The organism is Actinoplanes sp. NPDC023801, from assembly GCF_040639655.1.
In the GTDB taxonomy this organism is placed as follows: Bacteria; Actinomycetota; Actinomycetes; order Mycobacteriales; family Micromonosporaceae; genus Actinoplanes.
This window is the reverse complement of the sequence record NZ_JBFAAI010000006.1, coordinates 225,929-245,996: the sequence shown is the minus strand read 5'-3', so window position 1 is coordinate 245,996 and position 20,068 is coordinate 225,929. Positions and strand designations below refer to the sequence as shown.

General features: G+C 69.9%; 20 protein-coding genes. 12 read left to right on the top strand and 8 right to left on the bottom strand.

The genetic code is table 11. The features are described from left to right. Positions 1-19: 19 nt before the first annotated feature. Complete coding sequence (ddaH, locus tag AB0G04_RS14800) at positions 20-850, bottom strand: dimethylargininase (protein WP_360982121.1); 831 nt, start codon at positions 848-850, stop codon at positions 20-22. Positions 851-918: 68 nt separating this feature from the next. On the opposite strand from ddaH, the gene AB0G04_RS14795 reads away from it, so the two are divergent. Continuing rightward, complete coding sequence (locus AB0G04_RS14795) at positions 919-1,380, top strand: Lrp/AsnC family transcriptional regulator (protein WP_360982119.1); 462 nt, start codon at positions 919-921, stop codon at positions 1,378-1,380. Here the strand turns inward: AB0G04_RS14795 and AB0G04_RS14790 are convergent. The 3 genes from AB0G04_RS14790 to AB0G04_RS14780 all read right to left on the bottom strand — a co-directional run bounded on the left by AB0G04_RS14790 (position 1,377) and on the right by AB0G04_RS14780 (position 3,374). After that, positions 1,377-2,456, bottom strand: coding sequence for a hypothetical protein (locus AB0G04_RS14790; RefSeq protein ID WP_360982117.1), 1,080 nt, complete (start codon positions 2,454-2,456; stop codon positions 1,377-1,379). The genes AB0G04_RS14795 and AB0G04_RS14790 overlap by 4 nt on opposite strands. 91 nt (positions 2,457-2,547) lie before the next feature. Beyond that, the gene (locus AB0G04_RS14785; protein WP_360982115.1) at positions 2,548-2,778 is read right to left on the bottom strand and encodes a DUF6457 domain-containing protein; all 231 of its coding nucleotides are present in this window, start codon (positions 2,776-2,778) and stop codon (positions 2,548-2,550) included. Further along, positions 2,775-3,374: an NTP transferase domain-containing protein gene (locus AB0G04_RS14780; protein ID WP_360982113.1), complete on the bottom strand. Its 600-nt coding sequence runs from the start codon at positions 3,372-3,374 to the stop codon at positions 2,775-2,777. Before AB0G04_RS14780 ends, AB0G04_RS14785 begins: the two co-directional genes overlap by 4 nt. Positions 3,375-3,456: 82 nt before the next feature. On the opposite strand from AB0G04_RS14780, the gene fdhD reads away from it, so the two are divergent. Both fdhD and AB0G04_RS14770 read left to right on the top strand, forming a co-directional pair. Beyond that, the gene (gene fdhD / locus AB0G04_RS14775) at positions 3,457-4,284 is read left to right on the top strand and encodes a formate dehydrogenase accessory sulfurtransferase FdhD (protein ID WP_360982111.1); all 828 of its coding nucleotides are present in this window, start codon (positions 3,457-3,459) and stop codon (positions 4,282-4,284) included. Between the two features lie 38 nt (positions 4,285-4,322). Continuing rightward, positions 4,323-5,963, top strand: a complete 1,641-nt coding sequence (locus AB0G04_RS14770; RefSeq protein WP_360982109.1) for an alkaline phosphatase D family protein — start codon at positions 4,323-4,325, stop codon at positions 5,961-5,963. 8 nt (positions 5,964-5,971) lie between these two features. Here the strand turns inward: AB0G04_RS14770 and AB0G04_RS14765 are convergent, their stop codons facing one another. Together AB0G04_RS14765 and AB0G04_RS14760 are read right to left on the bottom strand one after the other, a co-directional pair. Further along, complete coding sequence (locus AB0G04_RS14765; protein WP_360982107.1) at positions 5,972-6,946, bottom strand: DUF4192 domain-containing protein; 975 nt, start codon at positions 6,944-6,946, stop codon at positions 5,972-5,974. A gap of 112 nt (positions 6,947-7,058) precedes the next feature. Further along, positions 7,059-7,559: a GNAT family N-acetyltransferase gene (locus AB0G04_RS14760; protein WP_360982105.1), complete on the bottom strand. Its 501-nt coding sequence runs from the start codon at positions 7,557-7,559 to the stop codon at positions 7,059-7,061. Between the two features lie 56 nt (positions 7,560-7,615). On the opposite strand from AB0G04_RS14760, the gene AB0G04_RS14755 reads away from it, so the two are divergent. The 4 genes from AB0G04_RS14755 to AB0G04_RS14740 are packed head-to-tail and all read left to right on the top strand — an operon-like array spanning position 7,616 to position 10,434. Continuing rightward, positions 7,616-8,500: a fructosamine kinase family protein gene (locus tag AB0G04_RS14755; RefSeq protein WP_360982103.1), complete on the top strand. Its 885-nt coding sequence runs from the start codon at positions 7,616-7,618 to the stop codon at positions 8,498-8,500. 52 nt (positions 8,501-8,552) lie between these two features. Then, positions 8,553-9,587, top strand: a complete 1,035-nt coding sequence (gene moaA / locus AB0G04_RS14750) for a GTP 3',8-cyclase MoaA (protein WP_360982310.1) — start codon at positions 8,553-8,555, stop codon at positions 9,585-9,587. Between the two features lie 3 nt (positions 9,588-9,590). Beyond that, on the top strand, positions 9,591-9,833 hold the full coding sequence (locus AB0G04_RS14745; RefSeq protein WP_360982101.1) for a MoaD/ThiS family protein: 243 nt from the start codon (positions 9,591-9,593) through the stop codon (positions 9,831-9,833). Positions 9,834-9,873: 40 nt separating this feature from the next. Continuing rightward, positions 9,874-10,434, top strand: a complete 561-nt coding sequence (locus AB0G04_RS14740) for a hypothetical protein (protein ID WP_360982099.1) — start codon at positions 9,874-9,876, stop codon at positions 10,432-10,434. Positions 10,435-10,922: 488 nt separating this feature from the next. Here AB0G04_RS14740 and AB0G04_RS14735 read toward each other — a convergent pair whose 3' ends face one another. Continuing rightward, positions 10,923-11,612, bottom strand: coding sequence for a VOC family protein (locus AB0G04_RS14735; RefSeq protein WP_360982097.1), 690 nt, complete (start codon positions 11,610-11,612; stop codon positions 10,923-10,925). A gap of 518 nt (positions 11,613-12,130) precedes the next feature. On the opposite strand from AB0G04_RS14735, the gene AB0G04_RS14730 reads away from it, so the two are divergent. Both AB0G04_RS14730 and AB0G04_RS14725 read left to right on the top strand, forming a co-directional pair. Continuing rightward, positions 12,131-13,564: a metallophosphoesterase gene (locus AB0G04_RS14730; RefSeq protein WP_360982095.1), complete on the top strand. Its 1,434-nt coding sequence runs from the start codon at positions 12,131-12,133 to the stop codon at positions 13,562-13,564. 65 nt (positions 13,565-13,629) lie between these two features. After that, positions 13,630-16,764, top strand: a complete 3,135-nt coding sequence (locus tag AB0G04_RS14725; RefSeq protein WP_360982308.1) for a UvrD-helicase domain-containing protein — start codon at positions 13,630-13,632, stop codon at positions 16,762-16,764. A gap of 3 nt (positions 16,765-16,767) precedes the next feature. Here the strand turns inward: AB0G04_RS14725 and AB0G04_RS14720 are convergent, their stop codons facing one another. Further along, on the bottom strand, positions 16,768-17,451 hold the full coding sequence (locus AB0G04_RS14720) for a prepilin peptidase (protein WP_360982093.1): 684 nt from the start codon (positions 17,449-17,451) through the stop codon (positions 16,768-16,770). Positions 17,452-17,527: 76 nt separating this feature from the next. On the opposite strand from AB0G04_RS14720, the gene AB0G04_RS14715 reads away from it, so the two are divergent. The 3 genes from AB0G04_RS14715 to AB0G04_RS14705 all read left to right on the top strand — a co-directional run bounded on the left by AB0G04_RS14715 (position 17,528) and on the right by AB0G04_RS14705 (position 19,950). Next, positions 17,528-18,115, top strand: a complete 588-nt coding sequence (locus AB0G04_RS14715) for a hypothetical protein (RefSeq protein ID WP_360982091.1) — start codon at positions 17,528-17,530, stop codon at positions 18,113-18,115. 91 nt (positions 18,116-18,206) lie between these two features. After that, positions 18,207-19,412, top strand: a complete 1,206-nt coding sequence (locus AB0G04_RS14710) for an ATP-binding protein (protein ID WP_360982089.1) — start codon at positions 18,207-18,209, stop codon at positions 19,410-19,412. Between the two features lie 28 nt (positions 19,413-19,440). After that, positions 19,441-19,950: a DoxX family protein gene (locus AB0G04_RS14705; protein ID WP_360982087.1), complete on the top strand. Its 510-nt coding sequence runs from the start codon at positions 19,441-19,443 to the stop codon at positions 19,948-19,950. Positions 19,951-20,068 lie beyond the last annotated feature (118 nt).

Genomic DNA, 20,068 nt, shown 5'->3' with positions numbered 1-20,068 from the left:
CTCGTGTGGTCGGGGAGCTTCAGGCCCGCAGTTCGGCAACGGCACATTTGACGCTGCCGCCTCCGCGCTTGAGCTCGGAGAGGTCGACGTGAACCGGGAGGTATCCGGCGGCGCGCACCTTGTGTCCCATGGCCACGGCCTCCGTGTTGAGGATCACGTGCCGGCCGTCGCTGACCAGGTTCAGGCCGAAGGCTTCGGCGTCCTCCCGGTCGGCGATCACCGCATCCGGGAAGAGCTGGGCCAGCACTCGCTGGGAAGCCTGTGAGAAGGCGCCGGGGTAGTAGGTTACGTGCCGGTCGTCGAGGGCCGCGAGCGCGGTGTCGAGGTGGTAGAAGGCCGGGTCGACCAGGCGCAGCGAGATCACCGGGCGGCCCAGCACCTCCTGCGCCTCGGCGTGCGCCGCGGGATCGGTACGGAATCCGTAGCCGGCCAGGACGATGCCGCCGTAGGCGTTCGGCAGATAGGCGAAGTCGCCCTCACCCTCGTTGACCTGCTGAGGTGAGATGAAGTTCCAGCTCTCACCGGCCATGTAGAAGGCCTGGTGGGCCATGGCCTCGGCGGCTCGCTGGGGGTAACGGAAGCGGGCGCCGTAGACGGTGCCGTCGACGGAGAACGCGCCGTTCGCGGAGTAGACCATGTCCGGCAGGCCGGGCTCCGGGTCGAGCACGTGCACGACATGGCCGAGGTCAGTGAGGGTGTTCCGGAGCTGTTCCCACTGCTTCAGGGCGCGGCCGGCGTCGACCGCGACAGTGGTGTCCATCCAGGGGTTGATGGCGTACTCGACCGTGAAATGCTCAGGGGGACACATCAGATATGCCCTGTTTCGCGGCAAGCGCTCCGTGTAGCTCATGAGGTTAAAGAGTAAGTAGGCTTGGTTGCAGCAAACAGCTCGAAATATTGCTCCTCGGAGGCGAATCGTTGCATATGGACGCCGTCGACCAGCGAATCATTGCGTTACTCGTCGCCGATGCCCGCGCTTCGTATGCCGACATCGGCGCGAAGGTGTCGCTGTCCGCCCCAGCCGTCAAGAGAAGGGTCGACAGGCTTCGATCAAGCGGGGTCATCAAGGGATTCACGGCTGTCATCGAGCCGTCCGCGGTCGGCTGGACCACCGAGGCCTTCGTCGAGCTGTTCTGCACGGGACGCACCACACCGGCACAGATCACGGTGGCCACCCGGCGGCACCCCGAGGTGATCGGTGCCTACACGGTGTCGGGGCAGGCTGACGCGCTCGTCCACCTGCGGGCGGCCGACATCGGGCATCTCGAGCAGGCACTGGAACGGCTCCGGGCGGAGCCGTTCGTCACGTCGACCAGGAGCATGGTGGTGCTGTCGCGGCTGGTGGAGACAACGACCGCGATCGCGGCACCGTCCGGCTAGAGGTACATCCCCGGCCGGTGGCCCTCGTCGTCGGCCTTCGGTGCGGACGGCTTGTCGCCTTCGCCGAAGAAGCGCTTGCCGCCGAACTCGCCGTGCAGCCGGTCGTCCAGTTCGTCGGCGAGACCGGTCATCACCTGCATGGCGAGCATCAGGTGCACGGCCTGGAAGTTGCGACCGAAGACCGGGATCGACGCCCAGACCGTGTCCTGGGCGCAGTACAACCGGCCGATCGGCATCCGGTTGGTCAGCTCGGACAGTTTCACGTAGAGCTGCTCGGTCGGCTCGACGTCGGTCAGGATCGGCGAGAACACGTCGACCAGCGGCGGGTTGTCGCGGACCCGGACGAAGACCATCGCCGAGCCCGCCCGGATGCCGATGTCGCCGTCCGCGTCGACCTGCAACTGGTCGACAGTTGTCTTGGACATGGTGGCGACGACCGTGCGGACCCGCTCCTCGAGCGGCACGACGTCCTCGGCGATCCCGGCCAGGGCCGCCTCCAGCGCGCCGGGCTCGTCCAGCGCGTCCAGAGCCACCTCGATGCTGGGCTCGTGCCGGGCCGTGCCGAGCGGGCTGGCGTCGATCGGCTCGTCGTTCTCGTCGTGCACCAGGTACACGAGGAAGGCCGGGTGCGGTGCGCCGTAGACGTCGCGCAGAGTGCGGGTGATCACGGCGGCGAACTGGCTCGCCTTGCCGAACGCGGACCGCAGGCCGAACGAGTCGCCCGAGCCGGCCAGCACACCCGGCGGTGACCAGCCCAGAGCCACCAGATCGGCCACGGCGGCCCGGTCCATCCGGAACTCCTGAGGCAACGCCGCGTTGCCGACGGCCAGCGCCTCGACGATCTCGTCCGGCAGGACCCGGATGCTGACCGAGTAGACCGCGGTGCCGGTGCCGGAGGCGGTCGGATCCAGAGTGAGGTCGACGTGCGAGCCGGGCGCCAAGGTCGGCAGGAGGCCGGCCAGCGAACCGGCGAACTCACGCCACGCCTGGGTGACCTTGGCCCGTAGATCGGCCGTGGTCGGCTCGTCGAGCAAACCGCCTTCGAACGTCTCGCTCGCGGCGCCTTCTGCCGTCATGATCGCACCTCCGTTCCCGTCACCCTATCGAGCGACGGTGGGCCGCGAACGTCCGTCCCACACCTGCCGTCATCCGTCCAGCTTGGAAGCCCTACCGGGCCTTACGGAGGGCGAGGGCGCTGATCCTGGCCGCCGCCTCGGACGGGTCGGCACCGGCCGCGACGGCCAGGCCGAGAAGGTACGCCGAAACCGGCGCCCCCGGCCGCAGGACGTTGTGTGCCACGTCCCGCGCCACATCGAGGACCTCCTGGACCGGCACGCCCGTAGGGTCCAGTCCGAGTTCGGCGCTGACCTCGGCGACCCACTCGTCCAGCTCGTTCACCGGGCCCACTCCTCCGCCGTACGCAGATCGTCGTCGGTGTCGCAGTCGAACCAGGGTGGCGGCCCCGGCCGGCGCCAGGACACCTCGGCCACCCGGGAATGGTCCAGCAGCGCCCGGACCGGCGCGCCGTGCAGACTGCCACGGGCCTCGGCCACGCGCCCGAGAGCGGCCCGCAGCCCGGCCGTGCGCCACACCCCGCAGAGCAGTTGGAGGTGCCCGTCGGTGTCCCGGTAGACGGCTCCCTCCATGGGGGCCGACTCGAGGGTGAGCCGCAGCACATCGATCGCCTCGCCGGTCAGCAGCGGCAGATCGGCGGCAAGCAAAGCGGTGTAGGTGACCCGCTCGGGCACCAGGGCGAGCCCCGCCGAGGCGGCCGCGACCGGCCCGCCACCAGCTGGTTCCTCACGAGTGACGTGCACCGGGACCGGGAAGTCCGCCGGTATTCGCCCGACCACGACACGCGGGTCGGCATCGTGCACCGCCGCCAGCACCCGGGTGAGCATCGACTGGCCGGCCACTGTCAGGGTCGGCTTGTCCGCACCGCCCATCCGCCGTGCCGCACCACCAGCCAAGACCACCGCCGCGAATCCCCCCACGTGAGTACCGTATCCCGAGCGGGTGGCAGGTGTGACCACGCGCTCGGTTCGACGCCTTCGGGGTACCCCGTAAGCTCCCGATATGAGCCGCACCACGACGCGCCGCACGGTGGTCAGCATCGATGTGAGCTCGTCGCCCGGCAGCCGGAGCCGCCAGGATCACCTGGCCGCGGAGGAACCGCTGGAGATCCGGGTCCGGAAGAAGCCGCTCGCCGTGACGATGCGCACACCCGGTCACGACATCGATCTCGCGATGGGGTTTCTGCTCAGTGAAGGTGTGATCGCCGTCGCCTCGGACGTGACGACCGCCCAGCTGTGCGCCGGGACCGACACACCGAACACGTACAACGTGGTGGATGTGGTCCTCGACCCGGCCGTGCCGCCGCCGGTCACGGACCCGAGCCGCAATTTCTACACCACCAGCTCGTGCGGGGTCTGCGGCAAGGCCAGCATCGACGCGGTGCGGACCAGGTCGCGCTTCGACGTCGCCGGCGATCCGCTGGTGATCCCGGCCCGCACGCTGGCCGCTCTGCCGGCGAGGCTGCGTGCCGCGCAGCGCACCTTCGACCGCACCGGTGGCCTGCACGCGGCAGGCCTCTTCACCGCCGGCGGTGACCTGCTGGTGTTGCGCGAGGACGTGGGCCGGCACAACGCGGTCGACAAGGTGCTCGGCTGGGCGCTGCGGGAAGGCCGCCTGCCATTGACCGGGCACGTGCTGCTGGTCTCCGGCCGGGCCAGTTTCGAACTCACCCAGAAGGCCTGGATGGCCGGGCTGCCGCTGCTGGCGGCGGTCTCCGCGCCGAGCACCCTCGCGGTCGAGCTGGCCGAGGAATCCGGAATGACACTTGTCGGATTCCTCCGCGAACCGAAGATGAACATCTATGCGGGAGCGCATCGCGTCACCGTCTGACCAGATGTTGTTCACCCGCGTCTCCAACGCTTCGACGCATGCCGATATCGCGTCGCACCCTGCTGACCTCGGCGGCCGGTGCCGCCACCGTGATCCCGCTGAGCGCCGCCGCCAAGCCGTACCGCGGCCCGTTGCGTGCGGACCCCTTCACCCTGGGCGTCGCCTCCGGTGACCCCACGCACGACGGTGTGGTCCTCTGGACCCGTCTCGCCGTCGCGCCGCTCGCCGACGACGGGCTCGGCGGAATGCCGTACCGGTCTGTACCGGTGATGTGGGAACTGGCCGCCGACGAACGGTTCCGCCGCATCGTCCGCCGTGGTGCCACCTCGGCCCGGCCGGACCGCGGGTACAGCGTGCACATCGAACTGAACGGGCTCGTGGCCGGCCGGGAGTTCTTCTACCGTTTCCGCGCCGAGGGATACACCTCCCCGGTGGGCCGCACCCGCACCGCACCACCGCTTCAGGCCCACGACCTCAGCCTGGCCATGTCGTTCGTGTCCTGCTCCCAGTACGAACACGGTTACTTCACCGCCTACCGCCGGCTGGCCGAGGACGAACCGGACCTGATCCTGCACCTCGGCGACTATCAGTACGAATACGCGCCGGACACGTACAACATCCCCGGCGGCAACCCGCGCGACCACCGGGGCCCGGAGACCGTCACGCTGGCGAATTACCGGCAGCGGCACGCCCAGTACAAGACCGACCCGGACCTGCAGGCCGCCCATGCCGTCGCGCCCTGGGCGGTGGTGTGGGACGACCACGAGGCCGAGAACAACTGGGCCGACGAGGTGCCGGAGCAGGCCGACCCGAACTTCCTGGCCCGCCGTGCCGCCGCGTTCCAGGCGTACTACGAGAACATGCCGTTGCGGCGTACCTCGATCCCGCGCGGCATCGACATGCAGTTGTACCGGCGGCTGCACTGGGGCCGGCTCGCCACGTTCCACATGCTCGACACCCGGCAGTACCGCGACGACCAGGGCTGCGGGGACGGTTACAAGGACTGCCCGGCCGCCGCCGACCCGTCGCGCAGCATCACCGGGGCCGAGCAGGAGAAGTGGCTGCTCGACGGTTTCCGCCGCTCCACCGCCCGCTGGGACATCCTCGGTCAGCAGGTCTTCTTCGGGCAGCGCGACAACAACTCGGGCCCGCAGAAGGTGCTCAGCATGGACTCGTGGGACGGATACCAGGGTTCCCGGGACCGGATCACCCGCGGCTGGGTGGACGCCGGAGTCCGTAACCCCGTCGTACTCACCGGAGACGTGCACGCGCACTGGGCCGACGAACTGAAGCTGGACTGGAACGACCCGTCCTCGCGGACCGTCGGCACCGAGCTGGTCTGCTCGTCGATCACCTCGGGCGGTGACGGCGCCGACGTGGCGAGCGGCGACCACAGCTGGGCGGCCTGGAACCCGCACCTGCGCTTTTACAACAACCAGCGCGGTTATGTCCGGACGCGCATCACCCGGCAGTCGCTGACCGCCGATTTCGTGGTGCTGCCGTACGTGACGACCCCGGGCGCCCCGGCGCACACCCGGGCCTCCTTCGTGATCGAGGACCGGGTGCCGGGCCTGCACAAGGTCGCCGACACCCCGACTCCCGCACCGGCGCTGCGGTCGTCGGCCGCGCCGGCCGATCTCGGTGCGGAAACCGTCCGGCAGGAGACCGACCGGCCCTGATCCGCCGGTCATCGCCGCCATCGCCGCACCATCTCGGGTGAGATCGCGAACCCGAGCAGCCGGTGCAGCAGGTCGGCGAGTTCGTGACCGGGCTCCGCGTCCAGAGCCCGGTCCACGGCCACCCGCGCCAGGGCGCCCCGGCCCAGCATCCATGCGGTGAATCCGAGCAGGCAGGCCGGCGCCGGCACGTGGACCGGCTCGACCCGGCGCAGCACGTCGGTCCAGAGCTGGGCCCGCCATTCCTGCGGGCCGGCCCGGTCCACGGCGTAGTCCTCCATTCGCGGATCGGCCAGCAGCACCCCCAGCCAGGCCGTCTCGTCATCGGTGAGGACGCCACCGGACCGATACCGCTTCTCGGCCTCGCGGACCGCGAGACGGCCGGCCCGCCGGATCCGTTTCATGTCGGCGGAGCCGCTCACCAGGTCGGCGAAGCGGCTACGGGCCCGTTCGGTGGCCGCGGTCATCGCCTGCCGGGCCGGACCGTCCACCGACGCCAACTGCGCGATCAGGTCGCTGCGGCTGGGCAGCGCCACCTGACCGCGATAGGTCGCCTCCGCCGCGATCACGCTGTCCGGCGGCAGACAGTGGGTGCCCTCGGGCGGGCAGCAGTCCCGGTCGTCGCAGGCGTACGACCACCAGCGCCCCTCGTGGACCCGCAGCGCGTCCTCGATACGGATGCCGAGGGTCAGCAGGGCCTCCGCCATCCGCAGCATCGCCGGGGTGACCCGGTCCGGCCGGCCGTAGCCGATGATCACCACGGCATCCGGCTCCTGCCGGTGGATCGCGGCGGCCACCTCCCCGAACTCCGCCCGTGCGGCGGCCTCGTCCAGATCCGGGGGCGGCAGGTCGAAGCACGCACCGAAGTCGAGCAACCGATCACGCATGCCGACCAGCGCGACGGCGTCATGCGGGTGGTAACCCAGCAGGAACGGCACGGCCGCGATGAGTTCGGAGAAGTTTCGGACGGCGAAGTCGGCTTTCATGCCGGGCAGCGTGACCCGCCGGCGGCTCCCGTCGCGTGCCGGAAACGGCTCCTGTGGACGACACGCCGGTCTGTCCACAGGGCGGGGAAGGAGATCCCCTGGTTGCCGGCTTCTACGACCGGAACGGCAACTCGTGCAACTCCAGGCCGTGGTGCCAGGGGTGGGTGTGCCGTTCCAGGTCCATGGTCAGCTCGATCGACGAGACCACGTCGTACCCGGCGGCGTGCAGGCTGCGGATCGCCTCGACGTTGCGGGACTCCGGCGAGATGGTCAGCGCGGTCATGTTGCGGCGTTTCGCCTCGGCCGCGACGTGCTGGAGCAGCTTGCGGCCGACACCCTTGTGCCGGTGCGTGATGGTCACGACGACCGGGTCGACCTCTCCGGCACGGCCTCTCATGATCAGCCCGACCATCCCGATCACCCCGTCGTCGGCGTGGTCGGCGACCCAGAGGCCGGACAGGTCGAGACGGGTGAGGTACTCCTCGAAACCGGCGCCGCCGTCATCCCTGTGCTCGCCGTACATCTCGTTGTGCTGACGGGTGAGTTCCGTCCACAACCGCCGGCTCGCGGAGTGATCACTCGGCCGGTACGAGCGCACTACGACAGGGGTCATATCGCCATCTTGCCTCGGAATGGAGACGTACGTCACCGGAAGCGCAAGATAACCGGGTGGACATGGAGTACCTGCGCGCGCACCCCCAGCATCTCCCGACATTCTTGACACATCAGCGTATTCGGGAAACCCCGGTGCACTCCGGCGTCTGTTCGGCGAGCCGGCTGACCCTTGAGGACGGCTCGTCGATCTTCGCGAAGAGCTGGCCGTCCGGCCCGGCACCGGCCGGCATGTTCGCCGCCGAGGCCGCCGGGCTGACATGGCTGCGCGAGGCCGGAACCGTTCCGGTGCCCGAGGTTCTGGTCGCGCTGCCCGACCTGCTGGCCATGGAATGGGTCGAGCCGGGTGAGCCCACCCGGGCGGCCGCCGAGGAATTCGGGCGCGACCTGGCCCGGCTGCATCGGACGGGAGCCGCGAGTTTCGGCGCCGCACGGCCTGGATACATCGGCCCGCTGCCGCTCGACAACACCCCCGGCGCTTCCTGGGCCTCCTGGTTCGCGGAACGGCGACTTCTTCCGTACCTCAAGATCTCTGTTGATCGCGGCGCACTGGAAGCCTCCGACGTCGCGGCGGTCGAGAAGATCATCCAAACCATTCATCGGTACGGTGCAGACGAACCGCCCGCACGCATCCACGGCGACCTGTGGCCCGGGAATGTGCTGTGGTCCGCCGACGGGCGTGCCTGGCTGGTCGATCCGGCCGCGCACGGCGGCCACCGGGAGACCGACCTGGCGACGCTGGCGCTGTTCGGCGGCGTACCGCACCTGGACACGGTCCTCGCCGCCTACCGCGAGGAATGGCCCCTGGACGAAGGCTGGCGGGATCGCGTGCCGCTGCACCAGCTGCATCTGTGGCTGGTGCACACCGCCGCCTTCGGCAGTGGATACCGCCCGGGGGTACGCGACGCGGCCACCGCGTTGTCCACACGGCGATATGCCTAGAGGCGGTGAGGGTGACGAGCGGCTAGATTCGATTCGTGCGCATCTCCCGGCAATCAGCCGTGCCGCCGCGGCGGCAGGCGTGACCGTGCTCGCCGACCGGTTCGGTCGTATCGCCACCGATCTTCGTGTCTCGCTCACGGATCGGTGCAATCTGCGCTGCACGTATTGCATGCCGGCCGAGGGCCTGGCGTGGATGCCGCAGCCGCAGCAGCTCACCGATGACGAGGTGAAGCGGCTCGTCCGGATCGCGGTGGAGCAGCTCGGCGTCACCGAGGTGCGGTTCACCGGTGGTGAACCCCTGATCCGGCGTGGCCTGGTGGACATCATCGCCGAGGCCGCACGCCTGGAGCCGCGGCCCAAGCTCTCGGTCACGACCAACGGCATCGGGCTCGACCGGATCGCTGTTCCACTGCGCGAGGCGGGCCTCGACCGGGTGAACGTGTCGCTCGACACGCTCGACCCGGTCCGGTTCCACACGCTCACCCTTCGCGACCGGCATTCCGACGTGCTGGCCGGCTTGCGGGCCGCGGCCGCCGCCGGTCTCACCCCCGTCAAGATCAACACGGTGCTGATGCGCGGGGTCAACGACGACGAGGCTCCGGCGCTCCTCAGGTTCGCGCTGGACCACGGTTACCAGCTCCGATTCATCGAGCAGATGCCACTCGACGCCCAGCACCAGTGGGACCGTCGCGAGATGGTCACGGCCGAGGAGATCCTGGCCGCGCTCGAGCCCTTCGCCCTGGAGCCGGACAATGTTTCACGTGGAACAGCGCCGGCCGAGACATGGCTGATCCCCGGACATGTCGACGCCGCGGGCGAACCGGCCCGGGTCGGTGTCATCGCCAGTGTGACCCGGCCGTTCTGCGGCGACTGCGACCGGACCCGGCTCACCGCCGACGGTCAGGTCCGCAACTGCCTCTTCGCGACCGAGGAGAGCGACCTGCGGAAACTTCTCCGCGGCGGCGCGTCCGACGCGGACATCGCCGAGGCGTGGCGGGTCGCCATGTGGGGCAAGCGCGCCGGTCACGGCATCGACGACCCCGCCTTCCTGCAGCCCGTACGCCCCATGTCCGCGATCGGAGGCTGAGTCGTGCTCACCGTGCGCTACTTCGCCGGGGCCCGCGCGGCCGCCAACGGCACATCGAGCGAGACGGTCGAGGCCGGCTCGCTCGACGAGCTGCTCCAGGTACTCATCAACCGGCACGGCGAGCGGCTGGCACTGGTCCTGAAAGCCGCCAGCTTCCTGGTCGACGGACTGACCTGCCACGACCGGACGGCGGCCCTGCCGGACGGCGCGACCGTCGATGTCCTGCCACCCTTCGCCGGAGGCTGAGCACCCGGTTCTGTCATACCCCTCGGGCAGCATCTCCGGCATGCAGGTTCATGTCGCAAGCCGCCGGCGGCAACCGGAATCGATCCGTGCCGCGTTTCCGGGCGCCACCGTCATCGACGTGACCTCGCGAGGCCCCGAGCCATGGGTGCGATTCAGCCCGTTCTTTCCGCACGGCGGCATTCCCGTCCCGCTGACCCCCGATGTGGTCGCCGCGTCGGTCGAAGGCATCTGGCAGGCGCTGAAGGTGTTCGAACAATCGGGCGTGGACCCCGCGAAGCTGTCGGTCACGTCGATGACCGGCCTCAAGCGCACGGTCCGCCGGTTCGGCCCGGTCCGCGGACATCGAGCCGGACTGCACGGGGAGACGTTGCTGGACTACCCGACCGCCCGCCGCAGGATCTACCTGCCGGCCTACCGGTGGGTGCTGGAGCATCGCCTAGCCGACGAGGTCGAACGGTTACGCGAGCTGGCCGAGCGGGGCGTGGTCCTGCTCGACTACACGACCAACGGCGACCCCGCTGACACGTCGAGTCCGCTGTCCCATGCCGCACTTCTGGCCCGCCATCTAATCGGAGACTGGCCCACCGAGACCCCGTCATGACTTGGCCACCGCACCCGGGAGCGGATCACCCGACCCGACAACGGCCCCGAGACCTCGTCGTTGCCCACCCCTCCGGGCGAGCCACCACCTGACCGGAGACCGACGTACCGAGACTCGGCAGCTCCACCTCGCCGTACCCCGCCGGGCGAGCAACCGCCTGGTGGAGACCGGCCCACCGAACTCCGTCAGGCCCACGCCGCCGCCCCTCGCCGGGCGAGCCACCAGCTGATCGGAGACCGGCCCATCCAACTCCGTCAGGCCCACGCCGGGCGAGCCACCACCTGATCGGAGACCGGCTCACCGAGCCCCGGTCATCACCCTGCCGCCGGCCCGAGAGGCGGCCGGCACGCGGGTCGGAGTCAGACCGGCCGGAAATCCATCCGGCCCGGCTGGACCCGTCCGCGAGGTGGGGCCGCCACCGCAGGTCGGAGCGGTGCCATCTGATGAAGCCTTTTCAGGCGAGCGGGCTGGCGGTCGGTGCGGCCGTCTTAGGGGTCCCGGCCCTGCCAGGTGGTGATGCAGACCTCGTTGCCCTCGTAGTCGGCCAGGACCCAGAAGGACGGCGCCCGCTCCTCGGAGACCAGCCGGCCGCCGGCAGCGAGTGCTGCGGCGAGACGTCCGGGGGCCTCGTCATGCGGGACGCAGATGTCGAAGTGGACGCAATTTCGTTGCGGGCGAGGCTCGGACATCCGCTGGAACCAGACGGCCGGGCCCTGACGCAACGGGTCGACCAGGCGGTCCTCGGCCCCGTGCTTACCGGGCTCGTCGGTGTAGCCGAGCACCGCCTTCCAGAACGGCCGAACGGCCCCGATGTCCAGGGCGTCGATCGCGACCTCCCACTCCTGCACCGGCCGCACAGCCGGATCGGCTCCCGGCGTCGTCTCCAGGCCCACGGCACGGAGCGCGGCAGTGATCGAGCGGGCCAGTTCGGTGTCGCGGATGGTGACCCCGCCGAAGGCCTGTGGTCGCAAGATGAGGCTGACCAGTTTCGGGCGCAGGTCCAGACGCAGGTGCTCGTCTGCGTCGGCGCCACAGGCCTCGACAACGCGGGCGGCAACCGCGGTGGCCTCCGCGAGCGAGCCCACCGCCACCGATGTCCGCAGCGTTCCGATCAAGTAACGCCAGCCCTGCTCACCGACCGCCGCGGACGCCGCGGTACGGCTCAGAAACCGTTCCATCCCGCCAGGCTGCCAGATCAGCCGTCGACGTGCCGTCCGGTGACGGCGGCAGTGGGACACCGCCTCCACCCGCAGCTGCGTCGGCTACCGCGGATTCAGCAACCTGACCAGCACCCGGCGTGCCGGGCATCCCGCACCCGCCACAGGCGTGGTGACCCGCGCCCACCAGCGCACCGCAAACACCAAACACGCATCACAGCACCGCAGCGTGGTGACCTGCGCCCGCCAGCGCACCGCACATCACCACACAAACGCTTGGGCACCCACCACGGAGCGGCCTGCGTCATCCGGGCACCGCGCACCGTGCGGCGTCACGGCTGGTGAGTCCATTCGCGTGGCCATAAGCGGTGGGGCGGTTCGATGCCGGGACGGTACGCCCGCGGAGGCACACCGATGCTGAGACACCGCTGAGGAGCCGATGCGCGGCCGCCGTCGGCAGGTTCAGGCGGTCGGGGACACTTGGTCGGGCAAGCTGAGGGCGCGGCCACGGCAGTGGACGGCTGGGGAGGGTTCGTTTGTTGGTGTTCTTCGCGGTGGTTCTGCTCGCCGTCGGCTTGATCCACTTTTACCTGTGGAAGCGGCTGGTTCGTGACCCGCTGCGGCCCGGTCTGGGCCGCCGAGCCGGGACGGTGCTGGCCGTGGTGCTGTGCGCCCTGGCTCCACTGACCCTCATCGGGGTGCGTGCGGGCTACTTCCAGTGGCTCTCGTGGCCGGGCTATCTGTGGATCGCCATGATGTTCTACCTGCTGGTCGTGCTTCTGGTCCTGGAGATTCCGCGACTGCTGACGGTGCGTCTGTGGGCGGGCTCGGGACGTACCGCCGGAAAGGCCCGGACCGCCGCTGAGCAGGCGGCTGCCGCACCGGCCGCAACCGATGTCGTCTCCGTGCCGGCCCAGTCGGCCGCTCTCGCCACGGCGTCAGGCGACGATCCGCCAACCGCATCCGTGCATGAGAACGACCGGGGCGGGAGCAGCACGAACGACCGGGGCAGAGGCAGCACGTACGACCAGGGCAGGGGCAGCGCGAGGGACCGTGACGGCAGCAGCGCCAACGACCCGAGTGAAAGCACCGCCCGGAAGCCGGCTGAAAGCGAGAACAAGCCGGCTGAAAGCGAGCCGGCTGAGAAGCAGGGCATCGAGCGCCGCCTCCTGATCGCCCGAGGCACCGCGATCTTCGCGGGCCTGACCGCCGCCGGCATCACCGGTTACGGCGTGAAGACCGCCACCGGCGCCCCGCAGATCGATCGAGTACGGATTCCGATCGCCAAGCTGCCGCGGGCGATGGACGGCACCCGGCTGGCGGTCGTGTCGGACATCCACATCGGCCCGCTGACCGGGGTCGACCACGCCCGGCGGATCGTCCAGGTGATCAACTCGGTGGACGCCGACCTGGTCTGTGTCGTCGGCGATCTGGTCGACGGCAGCGTGGCGGAACTGGGCCGGTTCGCCGCGCCGCTGGCCGGTATCGAGTCCCGCCACGGTGCGTTCTTCGTGACCGGCAACCACGAGTACTACTCGGGCGTCGAGGAGTGGGTCGACGAGGTGGCCCGCCTGGGGATCCGGCCGCTGCGCAACGAGCGGATCGAGATCAACGGGCTGGACCTGGCCGGGGTGAACGACCTGACCGGCGAGCAGCAGGGCGACGCCCCCGACTTCGCCCGTGCCCTCGGCGACCGGGACACCAGCCGTCCCGTCGTGCTGATGGCTCACCAGCCGGTGGCGGCCCGCGAGGCAGCGCCCTACGGGGTGGACCTTCAGGTCTCGGGTCACACGCACGGTGGCCAGATGGCGCCGTTCAACATGCTCGTGAAGCTTCAGCAGCCGGTAGTCTCCGGCTTCGGGGAGGTGGACGGCGTGCCGGTGTACGTGACCAACGGAGCGGGATTCTGGGGTCCGCCGGTGCGGGTGGGCGCGCCCCCGCAGGTCACGGTCATCGAATTGCGTGTGGCATAACCCATCAAGATCGGTAAGTGTGTTTGAGCGTGGCGAAGCTTGGCGAGACCGACGGCCGTGACAGGATGCGGAGCGTGGAGGTCAGCACGGATACATATGTCGCGGACCTGCACATTCATTCTCGCTACTCGCGGGCGTGCAGCCGGGATCTGACGCTGCCCAACCTCGCCTGGTGGGCGCGGCGCAAGGGCATCGCTCTGCTCGGCACCGGAGACTTCACCCATCCGGCCTGGTTCGAGCACCTCAGGGAGAGCCTGGAGCCGGCCGAGCCCGGCCTGTTCCGGCTCGCCGACGAGAAACCGGTCACCAAGCGTCTGCCGGGATCGCTGCGGGGCACCGCACCGGCCCGGTTCATGCTCAGCGTGGAGATCTCGACGATCTACAAGCGCGACGACAAGACCCGCAAGGTGCATCACCTGCTCTACGCGCCCGACTTCGCGTCGGTCGAGAAGATCAATACGGCGCTGTCCCGGATCGGCAACCTGACCGCGGACGGCCGGCCGATCCTCGGGCTGGACTCGCGAAACCTCCTGGAGATCACTCTGGAGGCGGGCGGCTATCTGGTCCCGGCGCACATCTGGACGCCGTGGTTCTCGGCGCTGGGTTCCAAGTCGGGCTTCGACGCGATCGCCGACTGCTATGCCGACCTCGCCGATCACGTGACCGCGGTGGAGACCGGCCTCTCCTCGGACCCGGAGATGAACTGGCGGGTCTCGAGCCTCGACCGGTACCGCCTGGTCTCCAACTCGGATGCGCATTCCCCGGCCGCTCTGGCTCGCGAGGCGACGCTGTTCTCCGGTGTTCCGGACTATTTCGCGGTCAAGGACGGCGTGGGCCAGGCCGGGACGCTCGAGTTCTTCCCGGAGGAGGGCAAGTACCACGCGGACGGCCACCGTGCCTGCGGCGTGAACTGGGAGCCCGCGAAGACCCGCGCCGTGAACGGCCGCTGCCCCGAGTGTGGCCGGCCGCTGACGGTCGGCGTGCTGAGCCGGGTCGAGGACCTGGCCGATCGCCCGCTCGGCTTCCACAAGGACACGCATGTCGAGCATCTGATCCAGCTGCACGAGATCATCGGTGAGATCCACGGCGTCGGCCCGAAATCGAAGACGGTCGAGTCGCAGCTCAACCATCTGGTCGCCACCCTCGGCGCGGAGCTGGACATCCTGCGCAAGGTGCCGGTCGACGAGATCGGCAAGGCGGGCGGTGACGAGCTGCGTGAGGCGATCACCCGGCTGCGTCGCGGTGACGTGCGGCGGGTGCCCGGTTACGACGGCGAGTACGGCGTGATCACCCTGTTCGACCCGGGCGAGCTGCGGAATCGCAACAGCGCCCCGCAGATGGAGACGCTTTTCGACTTCCCGGCGGCACCGGCCGTGACGAAGCCGAGGACCGAACCGGCCGCCGCGCCCGCGAAAGCGAAGGCCAAGCCGGCCAAGGAAAAGCCTGCCCCGCCACCGCTGGCACCGCCGCCGAGCCCGCACGAGCCGTTCGAGCCGATGCTTGCCGGTATGGAGGAGGTCGGCACCGGCCTGCTGGACCGTCTCGACGCCATGCAACGGGTGGCCGCGTCGGCGCCGGGCGGGCCGCTGCTGATCGTGGCGGGCCCCGGGACCGGCAAGACGCGGACGCTGACGCACCGGATCGCGTACCTCTGCGCCGAGCTGGGGGTCTTCCCGGAACGCTGTCTGGCGATCACGTTCACCCGGCGGGCCGCCGCCGAGTTGAAGGAGCGTCTGGAATCGCTGCTCGGTGACGTGGCAGAGGACATCACCGTGGGCACGTTCCATTCGCTGGGCCTGGCCGTGCTGAAGGAGAACGCGAAGGCGGCCGGGCTCGGTTCGGGCTGGCGCATCGCCGACGAGCAGGAGCAGGCGCAGGCCAGGGAGCAGGCCGGGGACGATGACGCGGCGTACCGGAAGTTGCTGCGCCAGCAGGATCTCGTCGACCTGGACGATCTGATCAGCGTGCCGGTGACACTGCTGCGCGACGACCCGGCGCTGGTGGAGAAGTACCGCAGGCGCTGGCAGTGGATCTTCGTGGACGAGTACCAGGACGTCGACGAGCTGCAGTACGAGCTGTTGCGCCTGCTGAGCCCGCCGAACGGTAACCTGTGCGCGATCGGTGACCCGGACCAGGCGATCTATTCGTTCCGGGGCGCCGACGTGCAGTACTTCCTGCGCTTCAACTCCGACTTCGTGGACGCGCGGCTGGTCCGGTTGACCCGCAACTACCGGTCGTCGGCACCGATCCTGGCCGCCGCGGTGCAGGCCATCGCGCCGTCGACGCTGGTCAGCGGGCGCCGGCTGGATCCGGCCAGGCTGGATCCGGAGGCCGCGCTGGTCGGCCGGTACCCGGCCCGCAGTGTCGCCGACGAGGCCGATTTCGTGGTGCGGACGATCGACGAGCTGGTCGGCGGGCTGTCCCACCGTTCGCTCGACTCGGGCCGGATCGACTCCCGTACCGCCGCCGTAGGGAACTTGTCTTTCTCGGACATCGCGGTGCTTTACCGCACCGACGCCCAGTCCGGGCCGATCTTCGACGCGCTGTCGCGCGCCGGCATTCCGGTGCAGAAGCGTTCACACAACCGGCTGCGGGATCGCGCGGGCGTGACAGAGATCGCCCGCGAGTTGCGGCACGCGGGTGGCACCGGTGGTCCGCTGGCCGCCCGGGTGAAGGCCGCCGCCCAGGTGCTGGCCCAGCGTTGTGCGGCGCCGACTCTCGACGGCGACCAGCTCGTTCCCGAGGACGTCCGGCTCGCCGCCGAGCTGCTGACACCGCTGGCCGACCGGGTGGGCGACGACCTGCCGCTGTTCCTGCAGCAGCTGGCGACCGGCGCCGAGGTGGACGCGCTGGATCCGCGTGCCGAGGCGGTCAACCTGCTCACCCTGCATGCCGCGAAGGGCCTGGAGTTCCCGGTGGTCTTCCTGGTCGGGTGCGAGGACGGGCTGCTGCCGCTGCGGTGGCCGGGCTCGACGCCGTCCGAGGAGGAGACCGCCGAGGAGCGCCGGCTGTTCTTCGTCGGCCTGACCCGGGCGCAGGATCGGCTGTACGTCAGTCATTCGGCGAAGCGTTTCCGGCACGGCAGCGAGCGGGAGCAGACGCCGACGCCGTTCCTCGACGTGATCGATTCCGGACTGTTCGAGAGGCTGGGCGACACTTCCCCGGCCCGCCCGAAGGACCGCCAGCTCCGACTGCTGTGAGGCTCAAGCCGCGGTGAGCCCGATACAGGCACCGAGCAGCAGTGCCGGCCCGAACGGGATCGGCCGTGCCCGGCGGGTCACCAGCAACCAGGTGGCGATCGCTCCGTTGAGCAGGTGGGCGGTGCCGAGACCGACGGCCACCGCCGGCCAGCCCGCGAACCCGAGCAGGAACGCCAGTGCCGCGCCCAGTTTCACGTCGCCGAGGCCGAGTCCACGCCCGGGCAGGAGGGCGATCGCCAGGTAGGCGGCGCCGACCAGCAGTCCGGCGCTCAGGGCCGGGACGATCCGGTCCGGCGCAATCAGGGCGAGCGGGATCCCACCGGCCAGCGCCAGGATGCCGACCAACCGGTCGGGCAGCCGCAGGCAGCCCAGGTCGATCATCGCGAGGAGGAGTCCGGGGAGCGCCGCGAGGAGATGGACCGGCAGTTGCGGGACTGGGCCGAGGACGGCCGCCAGTAGTCCGGCGGTCAGCGCGAGTGTCACCGGTGGCAGGTGTCCGCCGGTGCAGCAGGACGGTCCGGCGTGGATCCATCCGGCCGCTCCGGCGGGAAACGGCCGGCCGCACCGTTCGCACGCGGTACGGGCCGACGATCCGAACGGGACGGTCAGGCGGTGCCCGATCCGGGGCAGGAACGCTCCGGCCGCCGCCCCGAAAAGCATCGACAAGATCACCAGTTGTGACGACACGAACGTGAAAGGTATCCGATTGTCCGCCGCACGCTACGGTGGCAAGCAGCCTAAGCCGCTTCCGGAGGGACCCCCGATGTCGCAGAACGGGCCGTACCCTGGTCAGTCATGGCCGGGTGGTAGCCCCGAGCAGCCATATTCGGAGCCGTCCGATCCCTGGCACGGACATGAGATCCCTCAGCAGCAGGCGTTCGCCCCGCCGGCTGAGTGGAAGAAGCCGGACGCCGGGTGGCAGAAGCAGCCGGCTCGACGCGGGTTCGCGATGGGTGCCACGGTGGCGGCGCTGAGTGTGCTGATCGGCGGGGGTGTGGCGACCACGGCCTGGTTCGTTCTCGGCGACGAGAAGGAACCGGCGCCGACCGTTGCCGCCACCACTGCGGCACCTCGCGTTCCCCGTCCGCAGACCAGCGCGGATGCCCGGTTCGCGGCGAAGGGCCAGTGCGTGCGCAACGAGGGCACGAACAGTGAGCCGAAGCTACGGATCGTGGTGTGCACGGGCAACACCTACGAGATCTTGAAGCGTATCGACGGCAAGACCACCGGCGAACGGGACGCGGTCCGGAAGTGCGGAACCGTGCCCAAGTACACCAAGTGGTACTACTACGACACTGAGTACGACGACGTCGATTTCGTGCTGTGCCTGCGGGAGTATGCACCCGTCTAGCGCTTTCTAGCGCTCCTGTTAGACGAACTTAGAGGGTGATATCGAGCAGACTCTAGCGCTGACGCTAGAGAGCCCGATACGGTGCTACGTCATGGATCCGGTGCGGAACCCGTACGCTCCCGGCGCCGGTCAGCGCCCACCCGAGCTCGCAGGTCGCGGCCGTGAGCTGGACGCCTTCGACGTGGTCCTCGAGCGGGTGGCCCGCGGACGGCCGGAGCGCAGCCTCGTGCTCACCGGCCTGCGCGGCGTCGGCAAGACGGTGCTGCTCAACACCCTGCGCTCGGCAGCGATCGGACGGCTCTGGGGTACCGGCAAGATCGAGGCCCGGCCGGACCAGTCGCTGCGCCGCCCGGTCTCCGGCGCGCTGCACATGGCGATCCGCGAACTGGCCCCGCATCACCGCGATCCGGACCGGGTCGACGAGGTGCTCGGCGTACTCAAGGCGTTCGCGCTACGGGCCAACGACGGCAACTCCAAGCTGCGCGAACGGTGGGCGCCCGGCATCGACGTGCCGGCGGCCCGCGGCCGTGCCGACTCCGGCGACATCGAGATCGACCTGGTCGAACTCTTCACCGACGCCGCATCCCTGGCCACCGACGTGGGCACCGGCATCGCCCTGTTCATCGACGAGATGCAGGACCTGAGCGCCACGGACGTGTCGGCGCTCTGCGCGGCCTGTCACGAGCTCTCCCAGCTGGGTGCACCGCTGATCGTGGTGGGTGCCGGACTCCCGCACCTGCCGGCCGTGCTGTCGGCCGCCAAGTCGTACTCGGAACGGCTCTTCCGCTACGCCCGGATCGACCGGCTGGACCGGGACGCCGCGGACCTGGCGCTCGGAGTGCCCGCGGAACGGGAGGACGTCGAGTACGACCAGGAGGCGCTCGATCTCCTCTACGAGAAGTCCGGCGGTTATCCGTACTTCGTACAGGCTTACGGCAAGGCGACCTGGGACCACGCGCCGCAGTCACCGATCACCGCCGACGACGTCCGGGTGGCCGCTCCGGAGGCGGAGGCCGAGTTGGCGGTCGGTTTTTTCGGCTCCCGCTTCGAACGAGCCACTCCGGCCGAGCGGGAGTACATGCGGGCCATGGCTGCCCTCTCCGACGATCCGGGCAACGACATGGACGCTGCCGTACCGACCTCGGAGATCGCCATCTCGCTGGGCCGGAAGCCGGCGAGCCTGTCCCCGGCCCGCGACGCGCTGATCAAAAAGGGACTCATTTACTCCGGTGAACGGGGAACGGTCGCGTTCACCGTCCCGCACTTCGGCCGATACCTCAGGACACAGCCGGTATAAGACCGCCGGTGCGGGTATAACCGGAGCCATGAGGCCCGTTCGCAGCGCAGCGCGCGCCATGCTGGCATCGATCTTCGTCGTCGAGGGCATCCGGACCCTGGCGCGGCCGGAGTCCCGCGTCCAGGCGGTCCGTCCGCTCACCGACCGGGTGACACCGCTGCTCGAGCGGACCGACCCACGCCTGCCCACCGACCCCGTCACCCTGGTCCGCGTCAAGGCCGCCGCTGACGTGCTGGCCGGTCTGGCGCTTGCCACCGGCCGGTTCACCCGGCCCGCCGCGGCGGTTCTGGCCGCCGGGCTGATCCCGCACACGGCGACCGGCCGGGATGACCGGGATCAGGTGCTGCGCAACCTCGGGCTGCTCGGCGGGCTGCTTCTGGCGGCGGTCGACACCGAGGGCAAGCCCGGTCTTCGTTATCGGACAACGCACGCGGTGGATCGGAGTCAGCGCTCGGTTCGGCGCGCTCTGCGTACCGCTCGCCGGGAGGCCAAGATCGCAACGGCGTCGGCCGTGGCGGCGCGTAAATTGCCCGGCTAACAACCTTCTTGCGGCCTTTGCGTTAAAGCGGACGAGGGGCCGCGCGGTCGGTCTGTGCCTTCCAAGCTCGCTTTCCGCTCGGCTACGACCTGCCGTTCCCGACCGCTTCGCCCCTCGC

Bases quoted from the DNA above. Each gene is read 5' to 3' on its own strand.
- AB0G04_RS14715 (WP_360982091.1), top strand. From the start codon at position 17,528: ATGTCGCAGAACGGGCCGTACCCTGGTCAGTCATGGCCGGGTGGTAGC.
- ddaH (WP_360982121.1), bottom strand. From the start codon at position 850: ATGAGCTACACGGAGCGCTTGCCGCGAAACAGGGCATATCTGATGTGT.
- AB0G04_RS14765 (WP_360982107.1), bottom strand. From the start codon at position 6,946: ATGAAAGCCGACTTCGCCGTCCGAAACTTCTCCGAACTCATCGCGGCC.
- AB0G04_RS14760 (WP_360982105.1), bottom strand. From the start codon at position 7,559: ATGACCCCTGTCGTAGTGCGCTCGTACCGGCCGAGTGATCACTCCGCG.
- AB0G04_RS14705 (WP_360982087.1), top strand. From the start codon at position 19,441: ATGAGGCCCGTTCGCAGCGCAGCGCGCGCCATGCTGGCATCGATCTTC.
- AB0G04_RS14740 (WP_360982099.1), top strand. From the start codon at position 9,874: ATGCAGGTTCATGTCGCAAGCCGCCGGCGGCAACCGGAATCGATCCGT.
- fdhD (WP_360982111.1), top strand. From the start codon at position 3,457: ATGAGCCGCACCACGACGCGCCGCACGGTGGTCAGCATCGATGTGAGC.
- AB0G04_RS14790 (WP_360982117.1), bottom strand. From the start codon at position 2,456: ATGACGGCAGAAGGCGCCGCGAGCGAGACGTTCGAAGGCGGTTTGCTC.
- AB0G04_RS14710 (WP_360982089.1), top strand. From the start codon at position 18,207: ATGGATCCGGTGCGGAACCCGTACGCTCCCGGCGCCGGTCAGCGCCCA.
- AB0G04_RS14735 (WP_360982097.1), bottom strand. From the start codon at position 11,612: ATGGAACGGTTTCTGAGCCGTACCGCGGCGTCCGCGGCGGTCGGTGAG.
- AB0G04_RS14725 (WP_360982308.1), top strand. From the start codon at position 13,630: ATGCGGAGCGTGGAGGTCAGCACGGATACATATGTCGCGGACCTGCAC.
- AB0G04_RS14770 (WP_360982109.1), top strand. From the start codon at position 4,323: ATGCCGATATCGCGTCGCACCCTGCTGACCTCGGCGGCCGGTGCCGCC.